The 25,572-nt window shown below is 65.3% G+C and carries 25 protein-coding genes; 10 read left to right on the top strand and 15 right to left on the bottom strand.

All coding sequences use genetic code 11. From position 1 onward, the window contains the following. Positions 1–359: 359 nt before the first annotated feature. From M3I53_RS00870 to gcl, 3 genes are all read right to left on the bottom strand, one after another. Complete coding sequence (locus M3I53_RS00870) at positions 360–1,265, bottom strand: 2-hydroxy-3-oxopropionate reductase (RefSeq protein ID WP_254314103.1); 906 nt, start codon at positions 1,263–1,265, stop codon at positions 360–362. A 57-nt stretch (positions 1,266–1,322) separates the two neighbouring features. Beyond that, on the bottom strand, positions 1,323–2,120 hold the full coding sequence (hyi, locus tag M3I53_RS00865) for a hydroxypyruvate isomerase (RefSeq protein WP_254314102.1): 798 nt from the start codon (positions 2,118–2,120) through the stop codon (positions 1,323–1,325). A 148-nt stretch (positions 2,121–2,268) separates the two neighbouring features. Continuing rightward, positions 2,269–4,053 carry a glyoxylate carboligase gene (gene gcl, locus M3I53_RS00860; protein WP_254314101.1) on the bottom strand — a complete coding sequence of 595 codons (1,785 nt, stop codon included), beginning with the start codon at positions 4,051–4,053 and terminating at the stop codon, positions 2,269–2,271. 138 nt (positions 4,054–4,191) lie between these two features. Here gcl and M3I53_RS00855 point away from each other — a divergent pair, with 138 nt between their 5' ends. From M3I53_RS00855 to M3I53_RS00810, 10 genes are all read left to right on the top strand, one after another. Continuing rightward, positions 4,192–5,100: a LysR substrate-binding domain-containing protein gene (locus tag M3I53_RS00855; RefSeq protein WP_254314100.1), complete on the top strand. Its 909-nt coding sequence runs from the start codon at positions 4,192–4,194 to the stop codon at positions 5,098–5,100. Between the two features lie 124 nt (positions 5,101–5,224). After that, on the top strand, positions 5,225–6,019 hold the full coding sequence (locus M3I53_RS00850; RefSeq protein WP_254314099.1) for an RNA polymerase sigma factor: 795 nt from the start codon (positions 5,225–5,227) through the stop codon (positions 6,017–6,019). Next, positions 6,009–6,932 carry an anti-sigma factor gene (locus tag M3I53_RS00845; RefSeq protein ID WP_254314098.1) on the top strand — a complete coding sequence of 308 codons (924 nt, stop codon included), beginning with the start codon at positions 6,009–6,011 and terminating at the stop codon, positions 6,930–6,932. Before M3I53_RS00850 ends, M3I53_RS00845 begins: the two co-directional genes overlap by 11 nt. 197 nt (positions 6,933–7,129) lie before the next feature. After that, a complete protein-coding gene (gene rpsF / locus M3I53_RS00840; protein WP_027818337.1) occupies positions 7,130–7,501 on the top strand; it encodes a 30S ribosomal protein S6 in 372 nt (123 codons plus the stop codon). A gap of 46 nt (positions 7,502–7,547) precedes the next feature. Then, positions 7,548–7,847 carry a primosomal replication protein N gene (gene priB, locus M3I53_RS00835; protein WP_254314097.1) on the top strand — a complete coding sequence of 100 codons (300 nt, stop codon included), beginning with the start codon at positions 7,548–7,550 and terminating at the stop codon, positions 7,845–7,847. Between the two features lie 2 nt (positions 7,848–7,849). Next, positions 7,850–8,125 (top strand): 30S ribosomal protein S18, encoded by a 276-nt coding sequence (gene rpsR / locus M3I53_RS00830; RefSeq protein WP_027797225.1) that lies wholly within the window; start codon positions 7,850–7,852, stop codon positions 8,123–8,125. 27 nt (positions 8,126–8,152) lie between these two features. Then, a complete protein-coding gene (gene rplI, locus M3I53_RS00825) occupies positions 8,153–8,605 on the top strand; it encodes a 50S ribosomal protein L9 (RefSeq protein ID WP_254314096.1) in 453 nt (150 codons plus the stop codon). 164 nt (positions 8,606–8,769) lie between these two features. After that, positions 8,770–10,152 (top strand): replicative DNA helicase, encoded by a 1,383-nt coding sequence (locus tag M3I53_RS00820; RefSeq protein ID WP_158757915.1) that lies wholly within the window; start codon positions 8,770–8,772, stop codon positions 10,150–10,152. Between the two features lie 205 nt (positions 10,153–10,357). Then, positions 10,358–10,984 carry a DUF47 domain-containing protein gene (locus M3I53_RS00815; protein WP_254314095.1) on the top strand — a complete coding sequence of 209 codons (627 nt, stop codon included), beginning with the start codon at positions 10,358–10,360 and terminating at the stop codon, positions 10,982–10,984. Positions 10,985–10,994: 10 nt separating this feature from the next. Then, positions 10,995–12,005: an inorganic phosphate transporter gene (locus M3I53_RS00810; protein ID WP_254314094.1), complete on the top strand. Its 1,011-nt coding sequence runs from the start codon at positions 10,995–10,997 to the stop codon at positions 12,003–12,005. A gap of 62 nt (positions 12,006–12,067) precedes the next feature. On the opposite strand, the gene M3I53_RS00805 is transcribed toward M3I53_RS00810, so the two are convergent. The 12 genes from M3I53_RS00805 to M3I53_RS00750 form a co-directional block, all read right to left on the bottom strand. Then, positions 12,068–12,874 carry an SDR family oxidoreductase gene (locus M3I53_RS00805; RefSeq protein WP_254314093.1) on the bottom strand — a complete coding sequence of 269 codons (807 nt, stop codon included), beginning with the start codon at positions 12,872–12,874 and terminating at the stop codon, positions 12,068–12,070. Positions 12,875–13,011: 137 nt separating this feature from the next. Then, positions 13,012–14,151 carry a C40 family peptidase gene (locus tag M3I53_RS00800; RefSeq protein WP_254314092.1) on the bottom strand — a complete coding sequence of 380 codons (1,140 nt, stop codon included), beginning with the start codon at positions 14,149–14,151 and terminating at the stop codon, positions 13,012–13,014. Between the two features lie 234 nt (positions 14,152–14,385). After that, a complete protein-coding gene (locus M3I53_RS00795; RefSeq protein WP_254314091.1) occupies positions 14,386–16,227 on the bottom strand; it encodes a PhoH family protein in 1,842 nt (613 codons plus the stop codon). 399 nt (positions 16,228–16,626) lie between these two features. Further along, on the bottom strand, positions 16,627–17,088 hold the full coding sequence (locus M3I53_RS00790; protein WP_254314373.1) for a peroxiredoxin: 462 nt from the start codon (positions 17,086–17,088) through the stop codon (positions 16,627–16,629). Positions 17,089–17,234: 146 nt separating this feature from the next. Then, positions 17,235–18,131 (bottom strand): polysaccharide deacetylase family protein, encoded by an 897-nt coding sequence (locus M3I53_RS00785; protein ID WP_254314090.1) that lies wholly within the window; start codon positions 18,129–18,131, stop codon positions 17,235–17,237. Between the two features lie 24 nt (positions 18,132–18,155). Then, positions 18,156–19,205, bottom strand: a complete 1,050-nt coding sequence (locus M3I53_RS00780) for a bifunctional UDP-4-keto-pentose/UDP-xylose synthase (RefSeq protein ID WP_254314089.1) — start codon at positions 19,203–19,205, stop codon at positions 18,156–18,158. Continuing rightward, positions 19,202–20,158, bottom strand: a complete 957-nt coding sequence (locus M3I53_RS00775; RefSeq protein WP_254314088.1) for a formyltransferase — start codon at positions 20,156–20,158, stop codon at positions 19,202–19,204. Before M3I53_RS00775 ends, M3I53_RS00780 begins: the two co-directional genes overlap by 4 nt. Further along, the gene (locus M3I53_RS00770) at positions 20,155–21,261 is read right to left on the bottom strand and encodes a glycosyltransferase (protein WP_254314087.1); all 1,107 of its coding nucleotides are present in this window, start codon (positions 21,259–21,261) and stop codon (positions 20,155–20,157) included. Before M3I53_RS00770 ends, M3I53_RS00775 begins: the two co-directional genes overlap by 4 nt. A gap of 189 nt (positions 21,262–21,450) precedes the next feature. After that, positions 21,451–22,614 carry a DegT/DnrJ/EryC1/StrS aminotransferase family protein gene (locus M3I53_RS00765; RefSeq protein ID WP_254314086.1) on the bottom strand — a complete coding sequence of 388 codons (1,164 nt, stop codon included), beginning with the start codon at positions 22,612–22,614 and terminating at the stop codon, positions 21,451–21,453. Between the two features lie 143 nt (positions 22,615–22,757). Then, entirely contained in the window at positions 22,758–23,129 is a 372-nt protein-coding gene (locus M3I53_RS00760; RefSeq protein ID WP_254314085.1) for an SMR family transporter, read from the bottom strand. Between the two features lie 131 nt (positions 23,130–23,260). Then, positions 23,261–24,952 (bottom strand): glycosyltransferase family 39 protein, encoded by a 1,692-nt coding sequence (locus M3I53_RS00755; RefSeq protein WP_254314084.1) that lies wholly within the window; start codon positions 24,950–24,952, stop codon positions 23,261–23,263. A 156-nt stretch (positions 24,953–25,108) separates the two neighbouring features. Further along, a complete protein-coding gene (locus M3I53_RS00750) occupies positions 25,109–25,483 on the bottom strand; it encodes an Mth938-like domain-containing protein (protein ID WP_254314083.1) in 375 nt (124 codons plus the stop codon). Positions 25,484–25,572: the final 89 nt, after the last annotated feature.

Genomic DNA, 25,572 nt, shown 5'->3' with positions numbered 1-25,572 from the left:
GGACAGCGTCAGAGAGTGTGAAATCGGGCAGAGAAAAGAGAGAGCAAAGAAAAACGGGCATCCGACACGCGGACACCCGATGACGACGTCTGACCGACCAAGGCTTCCCCGTCGTCACCGGGCGCCGCTTTCGGACCCCACTGGCCGCCCTCAGCCCAGAGCGGCACCGATTTGCCTCGCGGCGATTGCCGCCGCCGCGAAGCGCCCCACGGGAGGCTGATGCACACGCTCGAATGCCTGCGCACCAGCCGGTATGCGTGATCTGGTTCTACAGGCGGTCCGCACGTTGCGTCGCGCGAACCGCCGTTCTGCTACCTGCTACCTGCTACCTGCTACCTGCTACCTGCTACCGCTGAAACTCAAGCCACCTTCACCTGCGCTTGCGGCTCGGCGATCTCGAAGTTCGCCATGATCTCGAGTGCTCGGATCATGGCCGAGTGGTCCCATGCCTTGCCGCCGTTCGCGGCGCACACGCTGAAGAGCTGCTGCGCGCTCGCGGTATGCGGCAGCGCGATGCCCAGCTTGCGCGCGCCGTCGATCGCGAGGTTCAGGTCCTTCTGGTGCAGCTCGATGCGGAAGCCCGGATTGAACGTACGCCTGGTCATGCGCTCGCCGTGCACTTCGAGAATGCGCGACGAAGCGAAGCCGCCCATGAGGGCCTTGCGCACGCGCTCGGGGTCCGCACCCGAACGTGCTGCGAACAGCAGCGCTTCGGCCACGGCCTCGATGTTCAGCGCCACGATGATCTGATTCGCCACCTTGCAGGTCTGGCCCGCGCCGTTATCGCCGATGAGCGAAATGTTCTTGCCCATCAAGTCGAACAGCGGCTTGGCAAGATCGAACGACTTCTGCGGGCCGCCCACCATGATCGTGAGCGTGGCTTCGCGTGCGCCGACTTCGCCACCCGAGACCGGCGCGTCGAGATAGTCGCAGCCGAGCGCGTTGATCTGCGTGGCGAACTGTTGCGTTTCGAGCGGCGAGATCGAGCTCATGTCGATCACGAGCTTGCCGGCCGAGAGACCCTTGGCGACGCCGTCGTCGGCGAACAGGACGTTGGCGACATCAGGCGTGTCCGGCACCATCACGATGACGATGTCCGAGACCTTCGCGACAGCCGTCGAATCCGCGACGACTTCGGTTTGCGTGCGCAGGTCCTCGGGCACCGGGTACTTGCCGTTCACGGCGAGCGTGTGGCCGCCCTTGATGAGGTTGCGCGCCATGTGCGCGCCCATGATGCCGAGTCCGATAAAGCCAATCTTTGCCATCTTGTGTCTCCGTTAAAGCGAATGCGTGAATGTGCGCAGTTGCGTCCGAGTGCGTGCTCAGGCGAGTTCGGCGGTCCGCTGCTTCGCGCTGCGCAGCCAGCCGAGGCCTTCGACGGTCGTCGTGCGCGGCTTGTACTCGCAGCCGATGTGGCCTTCGTAGCCGAGCGAGTCGAGCAGATCGAACAGGAACGGGTAGTTGATTTCGCCCGTGCCGGGCTCGTTGCGGCCCGGATTGTCGGCGAGCTGGATGTGGGCGATCTTCGCGAAGTGCTTCTTGATCGTCGCGGAGAGTTCGCCTTCCATGCGCTGCATGTGATAGATGTCGTACTGCAGGAAGAGGTTGTCCGAGCCGGTCTTTTCAATCACGTCGAGCGCTTCGCCCGAGCGGTTCAGCGCGAAGCCGGGGATGTCGTACGAATTGCACGGCTCGACCAGCAGGCGAACACCTTCGCGTTTGAGTTCACCCGCGGCGTAGCGCAGGTTCTCGACGATGGTGGCGAGTGCAGTGTCGCGATCGACGCCTGCCGTCGGAATACCGACGAGGCAGTTCAGTTGCGGCACCTGGAGCGCCTTCGCATATTCGATCGCGCGGCCCACGCCTTCCTGGAATTCGCCGCGGCGCTCTGGGAAGCAGGCAATGCCGCGCTCGCCCGCTTCCCAGTTGCCGGCGGGCAGGTTGTGGAGGACCAGCTTCAGCCCGTTGACCTCAAGACGCTCGGCCAGGTCGGCGGCCTTGTACGGATACGGGAACAGGAACTCCACGGCGTCGAAGCCAGCTTGTGCGGCCGCTGCGAAGCGGTCGAGGAAGGGCACTTCGTTGAACAGCATGGTGAGGTTCGCGGCGAATTTTGGCATGGTGCTGGGTCTCGCTGGTCGGTCAGTAAAAGAAGTCACGCGGGAAGTCAGGCGATAAATCGCGCAGTAAATCACTCAGTAATCACTCAGGCAGCGCGCCGATGCCGTGCGCGCTGCCCGTGCTGCGTTGATGCGGGCTCGAGTGCGCTCAGTCGAGGGCATTGATCGCGCTGATGGCAGTCGGCGCGTGCTCGGGCTTTTCGGCCAGTTCCTCGAACTCGTTGATGGCGTCGATCTCGGTGCCCATCGCGATGTTGGTGACGCGCTCGAGAATCACTTCGACGACGACCGGCACGCTGTGCTCGGCGGCGAGCGCCTGGGCCTCTTTGAGCGCCGGGGCGATCTCTTCGGGCTTGAACACGCGCAGCGCCTTGCAGCCGAGGCCTTCGGCGACCGTGACGTGATCGACGCCATAGCCGTTCACTTCAGGCGCGTTGATGTTCTCGAACGCGAGCTGCACGCAGAAGTCCATGTCGAACGCGCGCTGCGCCTGGCGGATCAGGCCGAGATACGAGTTATTCACGACGACGTGCACGTACGGCAGCTTGAACTGCGCGCCCACGGCCAGCTCCTCGACCATGAACTGGAAGTCATAGTCGCCCGAGAGCGCCACGATGGGACGCGTCGGATCGGCTGCGCGCACGCCGAGCGCCGCGGGAATCGTCCAGCCGAGCGGGCCCGCCTGGCCGCAGTTGATCCAGTTGCGCGCCTTGTACACGTGCAGGAACTGCGCGCCGGCGATCTGCGACAGGCCGATGGTGCTCACGTAGCAGGTGTCGCGGCCAAACGCCTTGTTCATCTCTTCGTACACGCGCTGCGGCTTGATCGGCGTGTTCTCGAAGTGCGTCTTGCGAAGCATCGTGCGCTTGCGTTGCTGGCAATCGGCCACCCACGCGCTGCGATCCTTCAGCTTGCCCGCGGCCTTCCATTCCTTTGCGATCTCGACGAACAGTTCGAGCGCGGCCTTCGCGTCCGAGACAATGCCGAGATCGGGGCCGAACACGCGGCCGATCTGCGTCGGTTCGATATCGACGTGCACGAATTTGCGGCCCTTCGTGTACACCTCGACGCTGCCCGTATGGCGGTTCGCCCAGCGGTTGCCGATGCCGAGCACGAAGTCGGAGGCGAGCATCGTGGCGTTGCCGTAGCGGTGCGAGGTCTGCAGACCGACCATGCCGGCCATGAGCGGATGGTCGTCGGCAATCGCGCCCCACGACATGAGCGTCGGGATCACGGGCACGCCGAGCGTTTCGGCGAACTGCACGAGCAGGTCTTCGGCTGCCGCGTTGAGTACGCCGCCGCCCGAGACGATCAGCGGCTTGTCGCTCGCGTTGAGCAGTTCGAGCGCGGCTTCGATCTGCTTGCGCGTCGCGCGCGGCTTGTAGACCGGCAGCGGCTCGTACGTGTCGATGTCGAATTCGATTTCGGCGAGCTGCACGTCGATCGGCAGATCGACCAGCACCGGACCAGGACGGCCCGAGCGCATCAGATGGAACGCCTGCTGGAACACACGCGGCACGAGCGCCGGCTCGCGCACGGTGACGGCCCACTTGGTGACGGGCTTGGCGATCGACTCGATGTCGACGGCCTGGAAGTCTTCCTTGTAGAGGCGCGCGCGCGGCGCCTGGCCCGTGATCGCGAGGATCGGAATCGAATCGGCCTGGGCCGAGTAGAGGCCCGTGATCATGTCGGTGCCCGCGGGGCCCGAGGTGCCGATACACACGCCGATATTGCCCGGCGTGGCGCGCGTGTAGCCTTCGGCCATGTGCGAGGCGCCTTCGACGTGGCGCGCCAGCACGTGCGTGATGCCGCCGGCCTTTTTCATCGCCGAATAGAACGGATTGATGGCTGCGCCCGGCACGCCGAAAGCGGTATCGATGCCTTCTTTTTCGAGCACCAGAACGGCTGCGTCGACGGCTCTCATTTTGGCCATGATTGTCTCCAGAATGTCTCGTAGGCGAGGAATGACGTTGTGTTGAGGCCCACTTTAGGGGCGCAGGAAAGGTTTGATAAGATCAGTCCAGGTCGTTTATTCCGAAACAAAAAGTATGGAATGCCGCGGAGACACGCAATGGACCGCTTCAAGCAGATCGAAACCTTCGTGCGCGTCGCAGACGCGGGCAGCCTCGCGGCGGCGGCGCTCGAGGAAGGCGTTTCGCCGGTGATCCTCGGGCGGCGTATCGACGCGCTCGAAAAGCGCCTCGGTGTGAAGCTCATCTACCGTTCCACGCGGCGGCTGGTGGTGAGCGAGGAGGGCGCGGCCTTTCTCGAACGCTGCCGCGGGCTGCTGGCCGACTGGGATCAAGCCGAAAACGAGCTGTCGGCCGGGCGCCAGGTGGTGAGCGGCCATCTGATCGTTTCGGCGCCGGCGGCGTTCGGGCGCAAGCACGTCGCGCCGCTCGCGCCCGAGTTTCTCGCCGACAAGCCGGAACTGCAGGTGTCGTTCAACCTCACCGACCGCGTGGTCGATCTGGTGCGCGAGGGCTACGACCTGTCGATTCGCATCGGCGGCGCGGTGGACCCGAACTTCGTCGCCGTGAAGCTCGCTACGAACCGGCGCGTGGTGTGCGGCACGCCCGAGTATTTCCGCAAGCACGGGCGGCCGAAAACGCTCGAAGACCTGCCAAACCACAATTGTCTGGCGTTCAACCTGCAGGGCGGCCAGAACCGCGGCTGGTACTTCAGCCGCGGCGGCAAGCTCGTCACCGTGCGCGTGGGCGGCACGCTCGACTGCAACGACGGCGAGCTGCTGCATCGCTGGGTGACCGAGAGCCTCGGCCTCGGCTGGCGTTCGACCTGGGAGATCGACGCCCAGCTCGCGCGCGGCGAACTCGAAACGGTGCTCGACGAATACGCGCTGCCCGATTACGACATCCTCGCGGTCTATCCGCAGCAGCGCTACGTACCGGCGCGCGTGCGCTACTTCATCGACTATCTCAAGGAGGTCTACGCGCGGCCGGGGTACTGGGCCGGCGCGTAGTCGCGCGCTTCGCATTTATTTTTCGTTTTCGTGCGCACGCAGCGGGAATAAACTGGCCCGAGCTTCGGTAGTGCCTGTATGCGGCCACGGTCGCGCAAGCCAAACGAAGAGGCGAGGGGACGACGTGGGAGAAACCGCGTACGAGCAGGATGAGGCCGCACGCAGCCGCCGCTTTCAGGCGCTGGCGCTGCCGCATCTCGATGCGGCCTACAACCTCGCGCGCTGGCTCTCGCGCAACCCGGGCGACGCGGAAGATATCGTCCAGGAGGCGTTTCTGCGCGCGTTCCGCTTCTTCGATGCGTTTCGCGGCGACGAGGCCCGCCCCTGGCTGCTCGCGATCGTGCGGCGCGTCTGGTACGACGAATGGCGGCGGCGCGCGGGCGCGGAAGAGGTCGCGCCGTTCGACGAGCTACGCGACGACGCGCCGCTCGAAGGCTGGGAAACGGGCGCCGTCGATCCCGAGACGCTCGCGATCCGCGCCGAAGACACCCGTCACGTGCAGGATGCGCTCAGGCGCCTGCCGGTGGAGTATCGGGAAGTGCTGGTGCTGCGCGAGCTGGAGGAGCTGGGCTACCGCGAAATCGCGGCGATCGCCGATCTGCCGCTCGGCACAGTGATGTCGCGGCTCGCACGGGGCCGCAGGCGGTTGGCGAAGATGCTGGCGGCGTACCGCGGCGGCGAGCGAGATACGCCCACCGCAGGTAGTGCAGTCGATGAGACTGTGAACGATTCGGTTGTCCGCACCCACGGCTGCGCGGACGACCGGGCAGGAGTCGGGGGAAGCAGTCAAGCCAGGAGACCATCCGGCCGGGGCAGCGGCGGTCGGTTCCGCGAGGAGCCGGCCGCCGACGGCGGAGCGCCGTTGCGCACTCGCTCTCAAACCGAAGGCCGAACGACGGAGGCGCCCGATGAACTGTAACGAAGCGCGCCCGCTCGTCGACGCGAGCGTCGACCGCGAACTCTCCGCCGCCGACGAATGGCGTGTGCGCGAGCATCTCGCAGGCTGCGAGCAATGCCGCCGCGTCGCTGACGATGCGCAGGCCATCTCTCGAATGATCCGAACCGCGCCGTACCACCGAGCGCCGGCTGGGCTGGCTGCGCGCATCGTCGCGGCTTTGCCGGCGACGGACCTGCCTCCCGCGAAGGCGATGTCTTCGCCAACCCCCGCGCGCGCTTCGGGCGGCTGGCGCGCCTGGCTGCGCAACTGGTGGCCGGGCGGCGGCGGGGCGCGTGGCAATGCGGGCGGTCGTGGCTGGGGCGCTGCGTCCGTCAACGCGGGGCCGCGCGCGGCCACGCTCGCGTGGTTCGGCTGCGCGGTGTTGATCCTTTGCGCGCTGGCAGTGATTGCCACGCTGCAACTGCGCCGCCCGGCCGCTGAGATGGCCTTCGTCGACGATCTCGTGTCCAGCCACGTGCGGGCCCAGATTTCGGGCCGCGATATCGACGTGATCTCGACCGACCGCCATACCGTGAAGCCGTGGTTCAATGGCCGGATCGACTACGCGCCGCCTGTCTTCGATCTGGCGCAGCAGGGCTTTGCGCTCGCGGGCGGACGTCTCGATTATGTGGGGCGCGAACGCGTCGCCGTGCTCGTCTATCACCATGGCAAGCACGTGATCGATGTCTATGTGTTTCCGCCAGGCGCGAACGGGCCGGCCGTCTCGGGCGCCGTGCCGCAGAGTTCGAGCGAAGGCTACGCACTCCTGCGCTGGCAGGCGGCGGGCATGACCTTGTGGGCGGTGTCGGACGCCGGTGCGGACGCGCTCGACGGCCTGCGCGCGGCGCTCGACGCCCGTCTCGCGGGCGGCGCGAGCGAGGCGGCCGGCAGCTAGGCTGTCGCTTCACACGGCCGCACAGGGGCGCCTTCATGGCGCTCCCCGCCGCGCAAGTCATTGAAAACACGCCCGATTCATCGCGCAAACGCACGATCTGGCTTGCGTGCGTAGCCCATCCGCGCTACAATCTTCGGCTTCTCACTTGCCGCACCGGTTCCGACGCCCGGGTGGCTTAAATCCACAAGGAGTGATACATGCGTCATTACGAAATCGTCTTTATCGTGCACCCGGATCAGAGCGAGCAGGTGCCCGCCATGATCGAGCGCTACAAGAGCACGATCACCTCGCACGGTGGCCAGATCCACCGCATCGAAGACTGGGGCCGTCGTCAACTGGCCTACATGATCGAGAAACTCGCGAAGGCTCACTACGTCTGCATGAACATCGAATGCGACCAGACCACGCTCGACGAACTGGAACACGCGTTCAAGTTCAACGACGCCGTTCTGCGTCACCTCATCGTCAAGATGAAGAAGGCCGAAACCGGCCCGTCGCCGATGATGAAGGAAGTGCAGCGCGAAGAAGCCAAGAAGGCGGCTGCCCAGCCGACCGAAGCGCAGGCTTAAGTACACAAGCCATCAGGATTCAAGCTCATTTGCCTGAACTAGCCCCGTGAACAGGCTGCAGCTTACGGCTAGCGTCGTCGAACGCGAACCGGTGCGGTACACCCCCGCCGGCGTTCCGATCGCAAGCGTCACGTTGCAGCACCGCACAGAGGTCGTCGAAGCCGGCATTCCCCGCTTCGTCGAGCTCACGATGCCCGCGGTGGCGGCCGGCAAGGCCTGCGGTCTCGTGGAAAGCTGTGCGATGGGCGTGGAAGCGCTCTTCACCGGTTTTCTGGCGAAAAAGCACCGCAATGCGCGAACCCTGGTGTTTCACATCACCGAAATGCAAGGCACAGGAAAGGACTAATCATGCCCCGCCCGACTGGTAAGAAATTCGACAAGCGTCGTCAGCAACAAAACCCGCTCTTCAAGCGCAAGAAGTTCTGCCGCTTCACGGCTGCAAACGTCGAACAAATCGACTACAAGGACCTCGACACGCTGAAGGACTTCATCGGCGAAAACGGCAAGATCACGCCGGCTCGTCTGACGGGTACGAAGGCCCACTATCAGCGTCAGCTGGACACGGCTATCAAGCGCGCGCGTTTCCTCGCGCTGATGCCGTACACCGACCAGCACAAGGCCTAATAAGACGACGCGATAAGGAGCAATAGAATGCAGATCATTCTTCTGGAAAAAGTCGTCAACCTGGGTAACCTCGGCGACATCGTCAAGGTGAAGGACGGTTACGCACGTAACTTCCTGATCCCGAACAAGAAGGCACGCCGTGCTACGAAGGACGCAATCGCTGAATTCGAAGTCCGCCGCGCAGAACTCGAAAAGGTCGCCGCTGAAAAGCTGGCAGCCGCGCAAGCCGAAGGCGAAAAGCTGAACGGCCTGACCGTCCAGATCGGCCAGAAGGCCGGCGTGGACGGCCGCCTGTTCGGTTCGGTCACGAACGCGGACATCGCCGTTGCGCTCACGAAGCAAGGCTTCGCAGTGGAAAAGGCGCAAGTGCGTCTGCCGGAAGGCCCGCTGAAGATGGTGGGCGACCACCCGGTGCAGGTTGCGCTGCACACCGACGTCGTCGTCGACGTCACGGTGTCGGTGCTGGGCGAGCACGCCTAAGTACCCACGTGCGGCCCTCGCGGGCCGCGCGGTTTGACGCAAGACTCAGGAAGGGCAGGAGCCGCAGGGCTTCTGCCTTTTTTGTTGTGCGCTGTCTGGACGCTGCGCTCGTTGCAAGTTTTCAAGCTTGTTCGAGGCACCCCCATGTCCGATAATTGCCCTCCATGAACGCTCCGAAAGATCCCCAACTCGACTCGCTGAAAGTCCCTCCGCATTCGATCGAAGCCGAGCAATCGGTGCTCGGCGGCCTGCTGCTGGATAACGCGGCCTGGGACCGGATTGCAGACTTCCTCTCGCAAAGCGACTTCTATCGCTACGACCACCGCATCATCTTCGAGCACATTGGCCGGCTGATCGCCGCCACGCGCCCGGCCGACGTCGTGACGGTGTACGAAGCGCTCGGCACCTCGGGCAAAGCGGATGACGTGGGCGGCCTCGCGTACCTGAACGCGCTCGCGCAGAACACGCCGAGCGCCGCGAACATTCGCCGCTATGCGGAAATCGTGCGTGACCGTGCGGTGCTGCGCCGGCTCGTTTCCGTCGCCGACGAAATTTCCGCCGACGCGTTCAACCCGCAGGGCAAGGAAGTGCGCCAACTGCTCGACGAGGCCGAGTCGAAGGTGTTCTCGATCGCCGAAGACGGCGCGCGCGGCACCCAGGGCTTTCTCGAGATCGGGCCGCTGCTCACCCAGGTCGTGGAGCGCATCGACACGCTCTATCACACGGCCAACCCGAGCGACGTGACGGGCACGCCCACGGGCTTCATGGACCTCGACCGCATGACGTCGGGCATGCATGGCGGCGAGCTGATCATCGTGGCCGGGCGCCCCTCGATGGGTAAGACTGCGTTCTCGATGAACATCGGCGAGTACGTGGCCGTGGAGTATGGCCTGCCGGTGGCGGTGTTCTCCATGGAAATGCCGGGCACGCAGCTCATCATGCGTATGCTCGGGTCCGTGGGCCGTCTGGATCAGCACCGCATGCGTACGGGCCGCCTCACCGACGAAGATTGGCCGAAGCTCACGCATGCTGTGCAGAAAATGAGCGAGGCGCAGATCTTCATCGACGAAACCGGCGGCCTGAACCCGATGGAACTGCGCTCGCGCGCGCGGCGTCTGTCGCGTCAGTGCGGCAAGCTCGGGCTCATCATCATCGACTACCTGCAGCTCATGAGCGGCTCGTCGTCGGGCGAGAACCGCGCGACCGAAATTTCGGAAATCTCGCGCTCGCTCAAGAGCCTGGCGAAGGAGCTGGACGTGCCGGTGATCGCGCTCTCGCAGCTGAACCGCGGTCTGGAGCAGCGGCCGAACAAGCGGCCGGTGATGTCGGACCTGCGCGAATCGGGCGCAATCGAACAGGACGCGGACGTCATCCTGTTCATCTATCGCGACGAAGTCTACAACCCCGACAGTCCCGACAAAGGCACGGCCGAAATCATCATCGGCAAGCAGCGTAACGGTCCGATCGGACCCGTTCGGCTCACGTTCCACGGGCAATACACGAAGTTCGATAATTTTGCCGGGGCGCAAACCTTCTACGGCGAATAACGCAAAGCGTTGCGCGGCTTGCGCCAAAGTGGCGCAAATGCCGCGTTGGCGGCTGCCAACCGATGCGGCAGCTCTCGCCTGACGATACAATATTGCCGTTTTATGACAGTCATCTCTGTCGCTTATTTTGCCGCCTGATGGCCGCGAAGTGACCGCGAAGTCACCGCTTCGTGACGGCAATCCGAGACCAATTTCCGGGATACCAATGTTCGGTCGATTCATGCCCACCGAGGGCAAGTTCTTCGAAATTTTCAATGCGCATGCGAAATGCATCGTTTCCGCGAGCCGCGAACTCGAACTCCTGATCGATAACCTCGCTGACGCCGAGGTTCACAAGCAGAATGTGCAGGCCTCCGAAAAGGCCGCCGACAAGCTCACGCACGAGGCGATCGACCTCCTGCACAAGACCTTCATCACGCCGCTCGACCGCGACGAAATCCATAAGCTGATCACGACGATGGACGACTGCCTCGACCTGATGGAAGACGTCGCCACGGCTATTTCGCTCTACGACGTGCAAGCCGTGACCGCCGAGGCGAGCCAGCTGGCGCACGTGGTGACCGCCACGGCCGAGCGCGTTCAGCTGGCGGTCGGCCTGCTCTCGGACATGAAGCAGGCGCGCGAGATTCTGAAGGCCTGCGAGGACATCGACCGCCTCGAATCCGACGCCGACCGCTTGCTGCGCGGGGCCATCTCGAAGCTCTTCCGCGAGGAAGACGACGTCAAGAACCTGATCAAGCTGAAGGCGATCTACGAACTGCTCGAAGCGATCACGGACAAGTGCGAGGATGTGGCGAACATCATCGAAGGCATCGTGCTAGAGAACGCCTGAGCACACTGCGATGCAATCGATCCAACTCGCTCTCTGGGCGGTCGCGACGCTGGTCGCCATCGCTCTCGTCTTCGACTTCATGAACGGTTTTCACGACGCGGCGAATTCCATCGCCACGGTCGTGTCCACGGGTGTTCTGAAGCCGCAGCAGGCGGTGGCCTTCGCCGCCATGTTCAACGTGATCGCCTATTTCGTGTTCCACCTGAAGGTGGCGCAGACAGTAGGCAAGGGCACCATCGACCCCGATATCGTCGACCACTACGTGGTGTTCGGCGCGCTGATGGGCGCGATCGGCTGGAACGTGCTCACCTGGTACTACGGCATTCCGTCGAGTTCGTCGCACGCGCTGATCGGCGGTCTCGTGGGCGCGGCGCTCGCGAAGTCGGGCTGGGCCTCGCTCAACTTCGACGGCCTCATGAAGACCGTGGCGTTCATTTTCATCTCGCCGCTGCTCGGTTTCGTGCTGGGCTCGTTCTTCATGCTCACGGTGTCGTGGCTGTACTTCCGCACGCCGCCCAGCAAGGTCGACCGGCGCTTCAGGCGCCTGCAGCTGCTTTCCGCGAGCCTCTATAGCCTCGGCCACGGCGGCAACGACGCGCAGAAGACCATTGGCATCATCTGGATGCTGCTGATTGCAACGGGCTACTCGGCGATCGGCTCGGACGCGCCGCCCATCTGGGTGATCGGCGGCTGCTATCTGTCGATGGGTCTGGGCACGCTGTTCGGCGGCTGGCGCATCGTGCGCACGATGGGCCAGAAGATCACCAAGCTCAAGCCGGTGGGTGGTTTCTGCGCGGAGGCGGGCGGGGCGCTGACGCTCTTCACGGCTTCGTCGCTGGGCATTCCCGTGTCGACCACGCACACGATCACGGGCGCGATCGTCGGCGTCGGCGCGACGCAGAAGCTCAGCGCGGTGCGCTGGGGCGTGGCGGGCAACATCGTCTGGGCCTGGGTGCTGACCATACCGGCCTCGGCCACGCTGGCCGCGGCCGCGTGGTGGCTCGGTCACCGCTTCATGTAAAACCTGCGGCGCCTTCGGGCGCCGCGTGCGTTTGAGACCTCCTCCGCACGCCGGCGGGCGCTTCAGATCAGCGGTGTGCTGGCCCCATCCATCGGAATAAGAGCGCCGGTGACGTAGCTCGCGCGGCGGCTCGCGAGGAAGAGCGCGACATCGGCAATTTCCTCGGGCTTCGCGTAGCGCCCGAGCGGCACCTTCGATTCGCCGCTCGCCAACGCCTCCTGCGCGCCGACGCCGGTGCGTTGCGCTTCCAGCTGAACGGCTTCCTGCAGCCGCTCCGTGAGCGTGGCGCCGGGGTTGATCGCGTTGATGCGGATGCCGTAGCGCGCGTGGTAGTGCGCGAGGCCCACGGTCGCGAGCATCAACGCCGCGTTGGCCGCGCCGCCGGCGATATGGATGTCGCTCGCGAACTTGCCGCCCATGCCGATGATATTGACGATCGACCCGGGCTCCAGGCTCTCGCCCGACTTGATCCGCTGCACCATGCGGCGCAGCACCTCCTGCTGCGCGTAGATGTAGGGGAAATATTTCGCCTCCATCGTCGCCCTGAACGCGTCCGCATCGAGCGTTTCCGGATCGTAGCGGCGTGCGGCGCCCGCGCTGTTGATGAGGATATCGATGGGGCCGACCGCGGTGGAGACTTCTTCGACGACGTCGGCCGCGCTATGCGCTTCGTGCAGGTCCGCGCGCGTGAGATGCACGTGCAGGCCAACGCTTGCCAGCTGCTCGCGCGCGCGCGCGAGATTGGCGGGGTCGCGCGAGACGATCGCCACGCGGGCGCCTTCCTGCGCAAAGGCGCGCGCGCAGGCAAGGCCAATGCCCTTGCTGCCGCCCGTCACGAGTACCACCTTCTTGCTGAGTCCAAGATCCATCGTCGCCTCGCTGCGCGAAAGTATGAAAAACGGTCCCAAAACGATAGCAGAGGCGCGGGGCGCCGCAAACCGCCGCAAGCATGCTTGGCCGTCCGGCCAGGGGCACGTGCCGCTGAGCGGCGCGGCGCGGGGTCGCTTCAGTCGCCGCCGTTGGCAAAGCGCGCGATCGGGTCGTCGCTGGACTGGGTCGGGGCGGGCGAGGCCGGGCCGGCCGTCGAGGCGCGCATGATCTGCGCGCCTCCCGCGGCCGGCGACGTCGCCTGGATCGGCGTGGAGCCCACTTGGCCGGCCTGGCGCGCCGCGGCGCTTGCCGTGGGCGGCGGGGGCTCGAAGGCGTCGGCGGCGGCGTCGATGGCGTCGCGCGGGGCGGTGGTAGCGGGGTTTGCAGCGGGGTTTGCACTGTAGGCAGGCGCGTTGTTGCCGGGCGCAACCGCCGGTGCGAGCGCGCCGGCGTCGCGTGCCTGCGTCTGCGCCGCGCCGAGCGAGGCGGGCGGTGGCTCGAACGCGTCGGCCGGGGCGGCGGCCGTGGAAGCCGTCGGCGTGGTGGCCGGCGTTGCCGCGTAGGCCGGCTGCGGTGCGGCGACGCTGCGGTTCTGGCTCGCGGCCGCGGCTCGCGGCGCGGGCTGCGCCGCCGCAGCCGGCGCGACGCTCGCCATTGCGACAGCCGGTGGCGCGGCGCTCGCGCCAGGCACGCGGTCAGGAGGCGGCGCAGACGCTTGCCAGGTCGGTGTCTCGAAAGGCGTGCGTTTGGGCGGCGCCATGCGGCGAATGCCGTCGAAGCGCTTCGCCCAATAGGGGTTGGTCAAATAGTCGAGTCGCACCGTGCCGCCGGTCGAAGGCGCGTTGACGAAACGCAGGTTGCCGACATAGATCCCGACGTGCGAATGCGGGCGCCCCGTCGTATTGAAGAAGACGAGGTCGCCCGCGGCAATCTCGTCGGGCTCGATCGTTTCGCCGCGCATGCTCATGTCAGCCGTGGTGCGGGGCAAGTCCACCGAGGCCGAACGCGCAAGGACGTACTTGACGAGACCGCTGCAATCGAAGCCGCTGTCGGGCGTATTGCCGCCCCAGCGATACGGAATGCCGACGAGTCCCATCGCCTGGATCGAGATTTCCTCGCGGCCCACGCTGTGATCGACAAAATCGGGAAAGCCCGGGGGCCTCGTGCGCCACGCGTTTTCGCTGCCAGACGAACCGCTGCGCGATACCCTTTGCGGCGCGCTGGAGCACGCGGCAAGCAGGACTGCGATTAGAAGCGGAAGCCAGAGTCGACGCATGAAGCGGATGTGGCGCGCGCGACGCGTGCGCCATCGGGAAAACGGATCATGGGCGGATGGTAGCCCGCCCGTCAGAGCTTTCGCAAGAATTCTTCACAACTTACTTGAAGTTCATGCGCCAACTGTTGTGCTGGGGGGACGCCCTGGCAATAAAAAAGGACCGTATCCGGTTCCCCGGATACGGTCCTCGCCGCCTGCACGGGCGCCCGCGAAAGGCGGCGCCCAGCGAATGAATTACAGGATATCGGACGCGTAATCGGCAAGCCGCGAGCGTTCGCCGCGTGCGAGCGTCACGTGGCCGCTGTGCGCCCAGCCCTTGAAGCGGTCCACCACGTAGGTGAGGCCGGAGCTGCCTTCGGTCAGATACGGCGTGTCGATCTGCGCGATGTTGCCGAGACACACGATCTTCGTGCCCGGACCCGCGCGCGTGACGAGCGTCTTCATCTGCTTCGGCGTCAGGTTCTGCGCCTCGTCGATGATCAGATACTTGTCCACGAACGTGCGGCCGCGCATGAAGTTCATGCTCTTGACCTTCAGGCGCGAGCGAATCAGTTCCTGCGTCGCGGCGCGGCCCCATTCGCCGGCGGCGTCATCGGTCTTCTGGAGGACTTCGAGGTTGTCGTCGAAGGCGCCCATCCACGGCTGCATCTTTTCCTCTTCGGTGCCCGGCAGGAAACCGATGTCCTCGCCAACCGGCACGGTCGCGCGTGTGACGATGATCTCGTTGTAGCGCTTCTCGTCGAGCACTTGCGCAAGGCCCGCCGCGAGCGCAACGAGCGTCTTGCCCGTGCCGGCCTGGCCGAGCAGCGTAACGAAGTCGATCTCCGGGTTCATCAGCAGGTTCAGCGCGAAGTTCTGCTCGCGGTTGCGCGCCGTGATACCCCACACGTTGTTCTTGTGGTGGCCATAGTCGCGCAGCGTCTGCAGGAGCGCGGTTTTGCCGTTGAGCTCGCGCACGATCGCGTGGAACGCCGGTTCGCCGTTCTGCGGTTCGAGATAGACGAACTCGTTCACGAGCATCGAGAGGCACTCGGGACCCGTCACGCGGTAATACGTGGTGCCGGTCTTGGTGTCCTGCCAGGACTCCATGCCCTTGGCGTGCTTCGACCAGAAGTCCTGCTGGAGCGCGCGCACGCCCGAGTAGAGCAGGTCCTTGTCTTCGAGAACCTGGTCGTTGAAGTAGTCTTCCGCAGGCAGGCCGAGCGCATGAGCCTTGATGCGCATGTTGATGTCTTTCGACACCAGCACGACGAGGCGGTCCGGCCGGTCGCGCTGCAGCGCGCGCACGACGCCGAGGATCTGGTTATCGGCTTTGCCCTGGGGCAGGCCGTCGACCGGATCGATATGCGTGAGCGTGGTCTGGAAGTACAGGCGCCCAAGCGCCTCGCGGCTGCCGAGGCGGCCGAGCGAAATGCCTTCCGAGATCGGGCCCGCATTGGCAACCAGCTGGTCGAGCGTGCGGCTCACCTGGCGCGCGTTGCGCGCGACTTCCGACATGCCCTTCTTGTGGTTGTCGAGTTCCTCCAACGTCATCATCGGCAGATAGACGTCGTGTTCCTCGAAACGGAACAGGCAGGTCGGGTCGTGCATCAGCACGTTGGTGTCCAGCACGAAGAGCTTCTGGACTTCAGTGCTTTCTTCGGGATGCAGGCGTTTTTTCGCGCCGGCGCGCGTGGCAGGGGCTGCGGCGCCGCCGGAGGCTTTGGCCGAGGCGGGTTTGCCACCGCGCGCAACGGGCGTGTCGTCGGCTTCCGTGCGGGCCTCGAGAGGCTGCAGCAGCGCGGCCGCGACTTGCTTGCTATTGTTGCGCTTGTTGCGTGCGGGCGCCGGTGCGACCGGTTCGAGCGCAGCCAGTTCGGCGCTGGCGCTCGAAAGCGGCACCGTGCGCAACGTAGTCGCGGCGTTGGCGGCCTGCGTCATCGGCTCGGCGACACTGCCGGGGCCGTATTCGGCAACGTCGGCCGCGTCGTTCTCGCTCGCGGCCTTGCGTGTGCTGCGTGTCGTGCGGGCACGCGCCTTGTATTCTTCGGGCGGCAGCAAGTTGCCGAGCTTGCTGGGGGGAGTAGGCAAAGGCATGGTGTCCCTCGAAAAAATCGGGTCGAGTGGTCGCGGGGTTACCCAGTAAGGCGCGCTTTCGGGCGGTGCGTGCGGGTGCCGGGTAGGCCTCCGCCGTTACTGCGCAAGGTGCGCGCTCAGGTCAGAAAATGCCGGTTCGCCTGGTTTTCGATCAGCTCCTTGACGTTTGCGCGTGCCGGGTCGCAAGGCCGGCACGAACGGGGAGAAAAGCGGGAGAAAACGGAATCGAACAAACAAAAAAGCCGCCGCCCCGGATGACGAGGCAAGCGGCTTCACTTCGGTGTTGTCCCGTTGCCTCGGATACGCACTGCCGGTCATTCCATGACCGGCTGCGAAACCGCCGCAACGCGACGTAAAAAGGGTTGGACAGGCACTCATTGCAGCCCAATATAACGCTCCTCAAAGCGCTTGTACAGCCTCCAGAACTTCCTCGACATGGCCCGGGACCTTGATGCCGCGCCACTCCTGGCGCAGCACGCCGGTCGCGTCGATGAGGAAGGTCGAGCGTTCGATGCCTCGGACCTGTTTGCCATACATTTTCTTCAATTTGATGACGTCGAAGAGCGTGCACAGCGCTTCGTCGGCATCCGATACCAAGGTAAACGGCAGTTCGAGCTTGGCCTTGAAGTTATCGTGCGAGCGCACGCTGTCGCGCGACACGCCCACGATCTGCGCGCCGGCCTTTTTGAACTTTGGATAGAGGTCGCGGAACTGCAGGCCTTCGGTCGTGCAGCCCGGCGTGTTGTCTTTGGGATAGAAGTACAGCACCACCTTGCTGCCCTTCAGGCTCGACAGCGTGAAGTCGCCGCCGGTAGCGGGGGCGGTGAAGGTGGGAACGGGTTGGTCGACTGCGATGGTCACGTCAGGCACGTGGCTCTCCCTTTGTTATTGGCTGGCGTTGCCGCAGCGCGCGGCGCCGTTTCGCCGGGACGGCGAGCCGCCCGCGGCGGGGGGTGATGCACGGGCGCGGGTCCTGGCAGACACTGATTGGCGCGCGGGCGGCGGATTCAGTCGGGCTGCACGATCAGCTGGCCGGAGCGGCCGGCGATCTCGCCCCAGGTGACAGGGTACGATGGCAGCGAATCCGGGTCCAGCGTCGCATGGTAGTCGCCCATCGTGGCAAACGTGTGGCCTTGCGCGCGCCAGCCGGCCAGCAGCTGCTCGAACACCGGTGCGAGCTTCTGGCCTTCGAGTTCGGCGTGCAGCGTGAAGACCTGGTCGTGCGGGTTGTTTTCGGTGCGCTTGAGCAGCGATGCGGCGACCGTATCGGTATCGACGCCGTCGACGCCGAGCAGCTCGTCGAGCGTGGGCAGCGTGGTGGGCATTTGCACGTGGTTCAGCGTGCGGCCCGCCACCACCGGACGGTAGGGCGAATGACCGCGCCCGTCGGAGGCGTAGCGCATTCCCCACGTGTCGATCTGCTCGAAGGCGGCCTCGTTCATCTGCCAGCCCGCCGCGCCGTGCGTGACGGGCGGCGTTCCGAAGATACGCGTGAAGCGGTCGTGGCTCTTCTGCATCTGGCGCGCGGTCCATTTCGAGTCACGCTTGCGCACGTTGTCTTGCCAGTACACGTGATCCCACGTATGGATGCCGCACTCGAAGCCGGCTTCGTGAATCGCGCGCATCTCAGCCGCGGCTTCCACGCCGATGTCCGGACCCGGCAGCAGCACGCCGTACATCAGCTGCTTGACGCCGTAGTGTTCGACCACCGACGTGCGCGAGACCTTCTTGAGAAAGCCCGGCCGCAACACGCGGCGCAGCGCCCAGCCCGTGTGATCGGGGCCGAGGCTGAACAGGAACGTGGCGCGCGCCTTGTAGCGGTCGAAGATGCGCGCGAGGTTCGGCACGCCTTCGCGCGTTCCGCGCAGCGTGTCGACGTCGATTTTGAGGACGATGCGGGCCAAGTGGCGAGGACCTTTCTATGACGCTCAGTGTTGCTCGACGAGCGCACGCGCTTCGGCCACGTGGCCGCGGTACGCTTCGAAGATCTTGCGCAGCGCTTCGTCGAATGTCGACTTCGGCGCCCAGCCGAGTTCCTGCTTCGTGTTGTCGATCTTCGGCACGCGGTTCTGCACGTCCTGGTAGCCAGCGCCGTAGTACGCGCCCGATGACGTTTCGACGAGCTGCACCTTCTTCGCCATTTCCGCGTATTCCGGGAATTCGGCGGCGAGCGCCAGCATCTTGTGCGCGAGTTCGCGCACCGAGAAGTTGTTGGTCGGGTTGCCGATGTTGTAGATCTTGCCCGTGGCGACGCCGTCCTTGTTCTCGATGATCTTCATCAGCGCTTCGATGCCGTCGTCGATGTCGGTGAACGCGCGTTTTTGCGCGCCGCCATCCACGAGGCTGATGTTCTCGCCGCGCACGATGTGGCCGAGGAACTGCGTCACGACGCGCGACGAACCTTCCTTCGGCGTGTAGATCGAGTCGAGGCCCGGGCCGATCCAGTTGAACGGACGGAACAGCGTGAAATTCAGGCCTTCCATGCCGTAGCCCCAGATCACGCGGTCCATGAGCTGCTTCGAGCACGCGTAGATCCAGCGCGGCTTGTTGATCGGGCCGTAGGTCAGCGCCGACGCGTCCGGGTCGAACTGCTCGTCCGAGCACATGCCATAGACTTCCGACGTCGACGGGAAGACGAGGTGCTTGCGGTACTTCACGGCCGAACGCACGATCGGCAGGTTCGCTTCGAAGTCGAGCTCGAACACCCGCAGCGGCTGCTGTACGTAGGTGGCGGGCGTCGCGATGGCGACCAGCGGCAGGATCACGTCGCACTTCTTGACGTGGTACTCGACCCACTCCTTGTTGATCGTGATGTCGCCTTCGAAGAAGTGCATCCGCTCATGCTTGACGAGGTCGCCCAGGCGATCCGTCTGCATGTCCATGCCGAACACTTCCCAGTTCGTGGATTCGAGGATGCGTTTGGAGAGGTGGTGGCCGATAAAGCCGTTCACACCCAGGATCAGAACTTTTTTGGTCATGGACGGGGGACAGATGAAATGAGTTCGGAGAACGCGGCCGGGCCAATGACGGTCTCCTGACCGTCATGCGCATGCCGCAGTTCGTGGATCGCGATGGCGCGTGCGTCGCCGCAGACGGCGAAAAGCGCATTATCGCTTACGTGGATGCCGGCGGGCAATCCGGCGAGGGCGCGGACCCTTTCGGCGTCTTGCGAGCCGGGCCGCACGAGACGCGCGCGAGCAATCACGAAACGCTCGTTGCCGATGTCGGTGAACGCGCCCGGATAGGGCGGCGCGACGGCGCGGATCAGGTTGTACACGTGCTGCGCGCTCTCGCCGAAATCGATGCGGCCGTCCTCCGGCTTGCGCCCGCCGTAGTAGCTGCCCCGGGTGAGATCGTTCGGCAGATGCGGCGCTTCGCCCGCGATCAGCGCGGGCAGCACGCGCCACAGCGTCTGCTCGGCGGCGACCGTCACCTTGTCGAAGACCTGCGCCGCGGTGTCGTCGGGCAGGATCGGCACCGGCGTTTGCGCGACGATCGCGCCCGCGTCGGGCTTCGCGGCCATTTCGTGCAGCGTGGCGCCGGTTTCGGTTTCGCCGTTGAGCACCGCCCAGTTCGTGGGCACGCGGCCGCGGTATTTCGGCAGCAGCGAGCCGTGCACGTTGTACGCGCCGCGCCCGGCGAGGGCGAGCAGGTCCACGGGCAGCATGTGCCGGTAGTAGAACGAGAAGATGAAGTCCGGGCGCGCCGCGGCAACGGCCGCGCGCAACTCGGCGCTCTTCGGGTCGGCGGGCGTGACGACCTCGATGCCATGCTCCTCGGCCACCGACTTCACGCTGCCGAACCAGATGTTTTCGGTCGGGCTGTCTTCATGCGTGACGACGAGCGCAACATCGACGCCGCCCGCGAGCAACACCTGCAAACAGCGCACGCCCACGTTGTGATACGCGAAGACAACGGCGCGCGGTTTCATTGGCCGGCTCCTTCGTTGGCCGCGTTCGTGGTGGCCGGCCGTGCGGCAGCGCCTGCCGCTCGCGCGGGTTCAGCCGGCTGCGCGAAGGCGGCGGCCTGCATGAAATCCTGGCGCGGCGTATCGACGACGGCGCGGCCATTGCGCTCCTCGAGGATCGTCTGGATCAGGTACCGCGGACGCGCGCGCACCTGCTGGTAGATGCGGCCGATGTACTCGCCGAGCAGACCGAGCGCGAAGATGATCACGCCGAGCAGGAAGAACGTGATGGCGAAGAGCGTGAACACGCCTTGCACTTCCGCGCCGAGGATGAAGCGGCGAATCAGCAGCAGCAGGAAGAGGCCTGCCGAGCCGAGCGAGAGGATCACGCCGATGAACGAGAGCCACTGCAGCGGTACGACGGAGAAGCCCGTCACGAGGTCGAAATTCAGGCGAATGAGGCTGTAGAGCGAGTACTTCGATTCGCCCGCGAAGCGCTCCTCGTGCGCCACTTCCACTTCGACCGGGTTCTGCGAGAACGTGTAGGCGAGCGCGGGAATGAAGGTGTTGATTTCGCCGCAGCGGTTGATCGTGTCGATGATGCGGCGGTTGTAAGCGCGCAGCATGCAGCCCTGGTCAGTCATCTTGATACGCGTAATGCGCTCGCGCAGACGGTTCATCGCCTGCGAGGCCTTGCGCCGCCAGAGGCTGTCCTGGCGCTGCTTGCGGATGGTGCCGACGTAGTCGTAGCCCTCGCGCATTTTCTCGACGAGCTTGCCGATTTCCTCGGGCGGATTCTGCAGATCGGCGTCGAGCGTGATGACGATCTCGCCGCGGGCCTGCTCGAAGCCCGCGAGAATCGCCATGTGCTGGCCGTAGTTGCCGTTGAGCAGGATCGCGCGCGTGGTATCGGGCCGCGCGCGGAACTGCTCCGCGAGCATCGCGGCCGAACGGTCGCGGCTGCCGTCGTTGATGAAGATCACTTCGTACGAGGTGCCGAGCTTGTCGAGCGCCGGATACAGGCGTGCGAACAGCGCGGGAAGGCCAGCTTCCTCGTTGTAGACCGGAATGATGACCGAGACTTCCGGCGTGTCCGGGGTCAAGGTGCCTTGTTCCGTTTGACTCATGTGTGCGTCGATTCCGTTATTGGATGCTTCGGGTTGCTGCATGCGCAAATCGGCGGCGCGTGCGCTGCGCCGTCCGCGTGCGTTTCCCCTGTATCGACCCGAGTTGGTGCTTTGGCGCTGACTCGGGTCCCATGCCCGTCGGGGCGGCGTTATCCCGTCCCCGACTTCCGTTACTGCCTGTTATGCCAGCTACTTCGCAAACTTCGCGCAAATCTCGTTTACCGCGCTGCACACGCGCGCCACGTCGGCTTCGGTCATCTGCGTGAAGAGCGGCAGCGTAACCGTGCTCGCGCCGAAGCGCTCCGCGTGCGGGAACATGCCCGCCTTGAAACCACGCTCGCGGTAGAGCGTGAAGAGGTGGATGGCCGGGTAATGCACGCCCGAGCCAATGCCGCGCTCCTTGAGTTCGCCCATGAAACCGGCGCGGTCGATCGCGAGCTGCTCCAGAGGCAGCGTGATCTGGAACATGTGCCAGTTGCTGTTGGCAAAATCCGCGAGCGGCAGGCCGACGCCGAGCTTAACCGCCGCGCCGCCTTCGAAGCCCGCGAAGTAAGCCCGCGCAAGCTCGCGACGCTGCCGGATGAAGCGCTCGATGTGCTTGAGCTGGCCGAGCCCGACGCGCGCCGCCACATCCGTGAGATTGTACTTGCCGCCGAGCACGTCGCAGTCCATGCCGTCGAAGCCTGTGCGTGTAATGCCCTGGAGGCGGTATTTCTGCGCGAGCACGGCCTCGGCTTCGTCGTTGAGGACGAGCGCGCCGCCTTCGATCGACGTGAGGTTCTTGTTGGCGTGGAAGCTGAACGAGACGATGTCGCCGATCGCGCCGATGCGCTTGCCGTTCCAGCTCGAGCCGAACGCCTGCGCGGCGTCCTCGATCACGCGCAGCTTGTGCTGGCGGGCGATCGCGTAGAGGCGGTCCATGTCGACGGGCAGGCCCGAGAGAAAGACCGGGATCATGGCTTTCGTCTTCGGCGTGATGGCGGCTTCGAGCTTGTCGAGGTCGATGTTGCGCGTAACGGGATCGATGTCGGCGAACACCGGCGTCGCGCCCACCTCGTAGATTACGTTGCTCGTGGAAACCCACGACGCAGGCGTAGTGATGACCTCGTCGCCGGGACCCACGCCGGCAAGGCGCAAACCGATCTCGAGCGTCGCCGTGCCCGAGTTGAAGGTGCGCACGGGACGGCCGCCGCAGTATTCGGAGAGCGCCGCCTCGAACGCCTGGTTCTGCGGGCCGGTCGTGATCCAGCCCGAGCGCAGCACGTCGGCGACGCCCTGGATGGTTTCCTCGTCGATTTCGGGGCGCACGAACGGCAGGAACGGAAGGGTCGACTGCGGGGATGACTGGGACATGAGTGCTTCGCTCTTTGCTCGTCAGAAAGTGGGGTCGGGCGGCAACGCCGCTGCGGCGCATCTTACGAAATGCTTATATGGGCGCAATATGCTGCGCTGCAAGCGGTCTCGCCGCGCGCGCCAGAAGCGCGTGCGGCGGCGCGTCAGCTGCGCGCCAGCACGAACACGCCGATCAGGATGATGCCGATGCCCACGAGCCGCTGCAGGCTCAGCACCTCGCCGAACAAATACCACGCCGCGAACGCGTTGACCACGTAGCCGAGCGAGAGCATCGGATAGGCGATCGAGACGTCCACGCGCGAGAGCCCGACGATCCACACGACCACGCTGAACACGTAGCAGGTGAGGCCGCCGAGAATCGGCACTTGCGTTGCGAGTTTCAGGCCAATGGGCAAGATGTTCGCACGGCTGAATTCGAAGTGTCCAACGGCATTGACACCCGCTTTCAGCAGCAGTTGCGCACACGCGTTGAGGCCGACGCCGGCAAGGATGCAGATGAGGGAAATCGGATTCATCGGAAAGGGTGGTTCAACGGGTTGTCAGGTTGTGGCGGGGCTGGGCCGCGCCGCGCGGGCCCAGCCGCGCAGGCCGCGTCTGCGCGGCCCGCGCAATTATCGCCCATGCGTTGATCGGGGCCAGGAAGCGCTCAGGATTGGGGCTTTTCAACGATCACCCGCCGCGCGTCGCGGGCGATCACCTGCATCGGCAGACCCTGCGCGGCCAGTCCTTCGTAGCGCTTCACTGGCATCAGCGCGAGCGCATAGCGCTCGGACTGCCAGCGCGCCTCCCAGTCGGCAATGGTGGGCACCCATTTTTGCGGCTCCTCGGAGATGCCGAAGGCCAGCTCGTCGGTGACCTCGACCATCGTCATCGTATGGCGCACGTAGAAAGGCATGGTGTGGTCGAGCACGCCCACCGAGTAGAACGGCGTGTCGGGCGGCAGCTTCGCAATGGCGGCGCGCACCGCGGGCGCGAGCGGCGCGCCGGAACTCAGCGTGCCGAACACGTCGTGGCCCGTGCCCGCAATGGTCGCGAGCAGCAGCCACGCGGTGCCGAGCGCCACCGCCGGCGCGCGCGCGCCGCTTTCGGGCGTGCGCTTCGCGCGGTTCAGGCGCAGGCCGACCATCGTGACGACGAAGGCCACCGCGGCCGCGCCGAACACCCAGACCTGGAACTCCCGGTAGAGCGCGTTGGGATTGCGCGCGTCGCCAAGCCGCGTGAGCACGAACGAGCCCGCCATCAGCGCCACGGCGAACACCGCGTAGCCCGCGAGATGCTTGTTCCACTGGGCGCGCGTCACGACCGGCAGATACATGCCGATGACGAGCGCCACGGGCGGCGCGATTGGCAGGACGTAGGAGACGAGCTTGGAGTGCGAGGCGCTGAAGAACAGGAAAATGAACAGGGTCCATACGAGCATCAGCATGACGGGCGAGAACCCGTTGGGCTGGCGCGGCACGCGCAGCGCATGACGCACGCTTTGCACGCTCACCGAAAGCCACGGCAGGAAGCCCACCAGCATGACCGGCACGAAGTAGTAGAACGGGCCGGGGCGGTTCTGCGCGGGCGTGAGGTAGCGCTGGAACTGCTGCACGATGAAGAAGAAGTTGGAGAACTCGGGGTTGCGCTGCTGCACGAGGATGAACCATGGCGAAACGATCGCGAAGAACACGATCAGGCCGCTCCCGAGATAGAGGCGCTTCCAGAGCCCCCAGTCGCGCGAAACTGCCGTATACAGCACGAGCACGGCGCCTGGCAGGATCAGGCCGACGAGGCCCTTGGACAGCACCGCCATCGCCATGGCGCCCCAGCACACCCACATCCACAGTCGGGCGTTCGCTTTGGGCAGGTTCGGCCGCTGCGCGAGCAGCAGCGCGCACAGCGTGAGCTGCATCCAGAACGACAGGCCCATGTCGAGCGTGTTGAAGTGGCCCATCAGGTTCCAGTACGGCGCGCAGGCGAGCACGACCGCGGCGAAGAAGCCCGTGGCGGCGTTGAACACGCGTGCGCCGGTGAAGCCGATCAGCAGCACGCCGGCGAAGCCGGTCAGGGCCGTGTAGAGGCGCGCCTGCCACTCGCCGATGCCGAACCACGCGAACGTGAGCGCGTTCATCCAGGTTTGCAGCGGGGGCTTTTCGAAGTACTTGTAGCCGTTGTAGCGCGGCGTGATCCAGTCGCCGCTCGCGAGCATTTCGCGCGCCATTTCGGCGTAGCGGCCCTCGTCGCTCGGCAGCAGGTGGCGCCAGCCGAGCGGCAGGAACCAGATCACGGCGAGGGCGAGGATCAGGAGCAGGATCGCGCTGCGGTTGAGCGGTAGCCTCGATGGCGTATCGTTCATGGGTTTCAGCCTGTTCTTGTTGCAGTCGTTGCGGTCGGGGTGCGAAGCGCGCGCTGGCCGCGCGCGGTGTGCGGGCCAGGTCCGGACGCGCTACGCACGCGGCGCGCAAGTGTACTACGCCGCCGCGCGGCGACCTGATGGCACGCTTAAGGCGCGTCAGCTTTCGATCAGCAGCGCGGCCGCCACACGGCGGCCTTCGGCCATGAGGATGTTGTAGGTGCGGCAGGCGGCCTTGAAGTCCATCGCCTCGACGCCAATGCGCTTCGCGGCGAGCGCCGCGGTGAGGCGCGGATGCGGGAAGCGCAACCGCTCCCCGCTGCCGAATACGACCACTTCGGGGTTCAGCGGGAGAAGCCGCTCGAAGAGTTCGGGCGTGAGGGCGTCGAACGACTGCACCGGCCAGGGGGTGACCGGTGATTCGGGCATCACAATGATGCTGCCCGTATGGCGTTCGAGGTTCACTTCGACGTAGTCGGCGCCGTAACCGGTCACGGTGTTCAGCGCGGCGCTGGAGTCCTGGTGTAGTTTCAAAACGGGGTTCCGGGTAAGGGCAGGTCGGGTGCGCAAGCGAGAGGGCGCATATCCTGTGCCGACGCCGGCCTCGGCGCGAACTGCCGTGC

The organism is Paraburkholderia sp. CNPSo 3272 (assembly GCF_024206495.1).
Lineage (GTDB): Bacteria > Pseudomonadota > Gammaproteobacteria > Burkholderiales > Burkholderiaceae > Paraburkholderia.
The sequence above is the reverse complement of the archived record's forward strand: the minus strand, read 5'-3'. Positions and strand labels throughout refer to the sequence as shown.

What these genes read in the sequence shown, in the direction of transcription:
- M3I53_RS00870 (WP_254314103.1), bottom strand. Translation starts at nt 1,265, where the DNA reads ATGGCAAAGATTGGCTTTATCGGACTCGGCATCATGGGCGCGCACATG.
- hyi (WP_254314102.1), bottom strand. Translation starts at nt 2,120, where the DNA reads ATGCCAAAATTCGCCGCGAACCTCACCATGCTGTTCAACGAAGTGCCC.
- gcl (WP_254314101.1), bottom strand. Translation starts at nt 4,053, where the DNA reads ATGGCCAAAATGAGAGCCGTCGACGCAGCCGTTCTGGTGCTCGAAAAA.
- M3I53_RS00855 (WP_254314100.1), top strand. Translation starts at nt 4,192, where the DNA reads ATGGACCGCTTCAAGCAGATCGAAACCTTCGTGCGCGTCGCAGACGCG.
- M3I53_RS00845 (WP_254314098.1), top strand. Translation starts at nt 6,009, where the DNA reads ATGAACTGTAACGAAGCGCGCCCGCTCGTCGACGCGAGCGTCGACCGC.
- rpsF (WP_027818337.1), top strand. Translation starts at nt 7,130, where the DNA reads ATGCGTCATTACGAAATCGTCTTTATCGTGCACCCGGATCAGAGCGAG.
- rpsR (WP_027797225.1), top strand. Translation starts at nt 7,850, where the DNA reads ATGCCCCGCCCGACTGGTAAGAAATTCGACAAGCGTCGTCAGCAACAA.
- rplI (WP_254314096.1), top strand. Translation starts at nt 8,153, where the DNA reads ATGCAGATCATTCTTCTGGAAAAAGTCGTCAACCTGGGTAACCTCGGC.
- M3I53_RS00820 (WP_158757915.1), top strand. Translation starts at nt 8,770, where the DNA reads ATGAACGCTCCGAAAGATCCCCAACTCGACTCGCTGAAAGTCCCTCCG.
- M3I53_RS00815 (WP_254314095.1), top strand. Translation starts at nt 10,358, where the DNA reads ATGTTCGGTCGATTCATGCCCACCGAGGGCAAGTTCTTCGAAATTTTC.
- M3I53_RS00810 (WP_254314094.1), top strand. Translation starts at nt 10,995, where the DNA reads ATGCAATCGATCCAACTCGCTCTCTGGGCGGTCGCGACGCTGGTCGCC.
- M3I53_RS00805 (WP_254314093.1), bottom strand. Translation starts at nt 12,874, where the DNA reads ATGGATCTTGGACTCAGCAAGAAGGTGGTACTCGTGACGGGCGGCAGC.
- M3I53_RS00800 (WP_254314092.1), bottom strand. Translation starts at nt 14,151, where the DNA reads ATGCGTCGACTCTGGCTTCCGCTTCTAATCGCAGTCCTGCTTGCCGCG.
- M3I53_RS00795 (WP_254314091.1), bottom strand. Translation starts at nt 16,227, where the DNA reads ATGCCTTTGCCTACTCCCCCCAGCAAGCTCGGCAACTTGCTGCCGCCC.
- M3I53_RS00780 (WP_254314089.1), bottom strand. Translation starts at nt 19,205, where the DNA reads ATGACCAAAAAAGTTCTGATCCTGGGTGTGAACGGCTTTATCGGCCAC.
- M3I53_RS00775 (WP_254314088.1), bottom strand. Translation starts at nt 20,158, where the DNA reads ATGAAACCGCGCGCCGTTGTCTTCGCGTATCACAACGTGGGCGTGCGC.
- M3I53_RS00770 (WP_254314087.1), bottom strand. Translation starts at nt 21,261, where the DNA reads ATGAGTCAAACGGAACAAGGCACCTTGACCCCGGACACGCCGGAAGTC.
- M3I53_RS00765 (WP_254314086.1), bottom strand. Translation starts at nt 22,614, where the DNA reads ATGTCCCAGTCATCCCCGCAGTCGACCCTTCCGTTCCTGCCGTTCGTG.
- M3I53_RS00760 (WP_254314085.1), bottom strand. Translation starts at nt 23,129, where the DNA reads ATGAATCCGATTTCCCTCATCTGCATCCTTGCCGGCGTCGGCCTCAAC.
- M3I53_RS00755 (WP_254314084.1), bottom strand. Translation starts at nt 24,952, where the DNA reads ATGAACGATACGCCATCGAGGCTACCGCTCAACCGCAGCGCGATCCTG.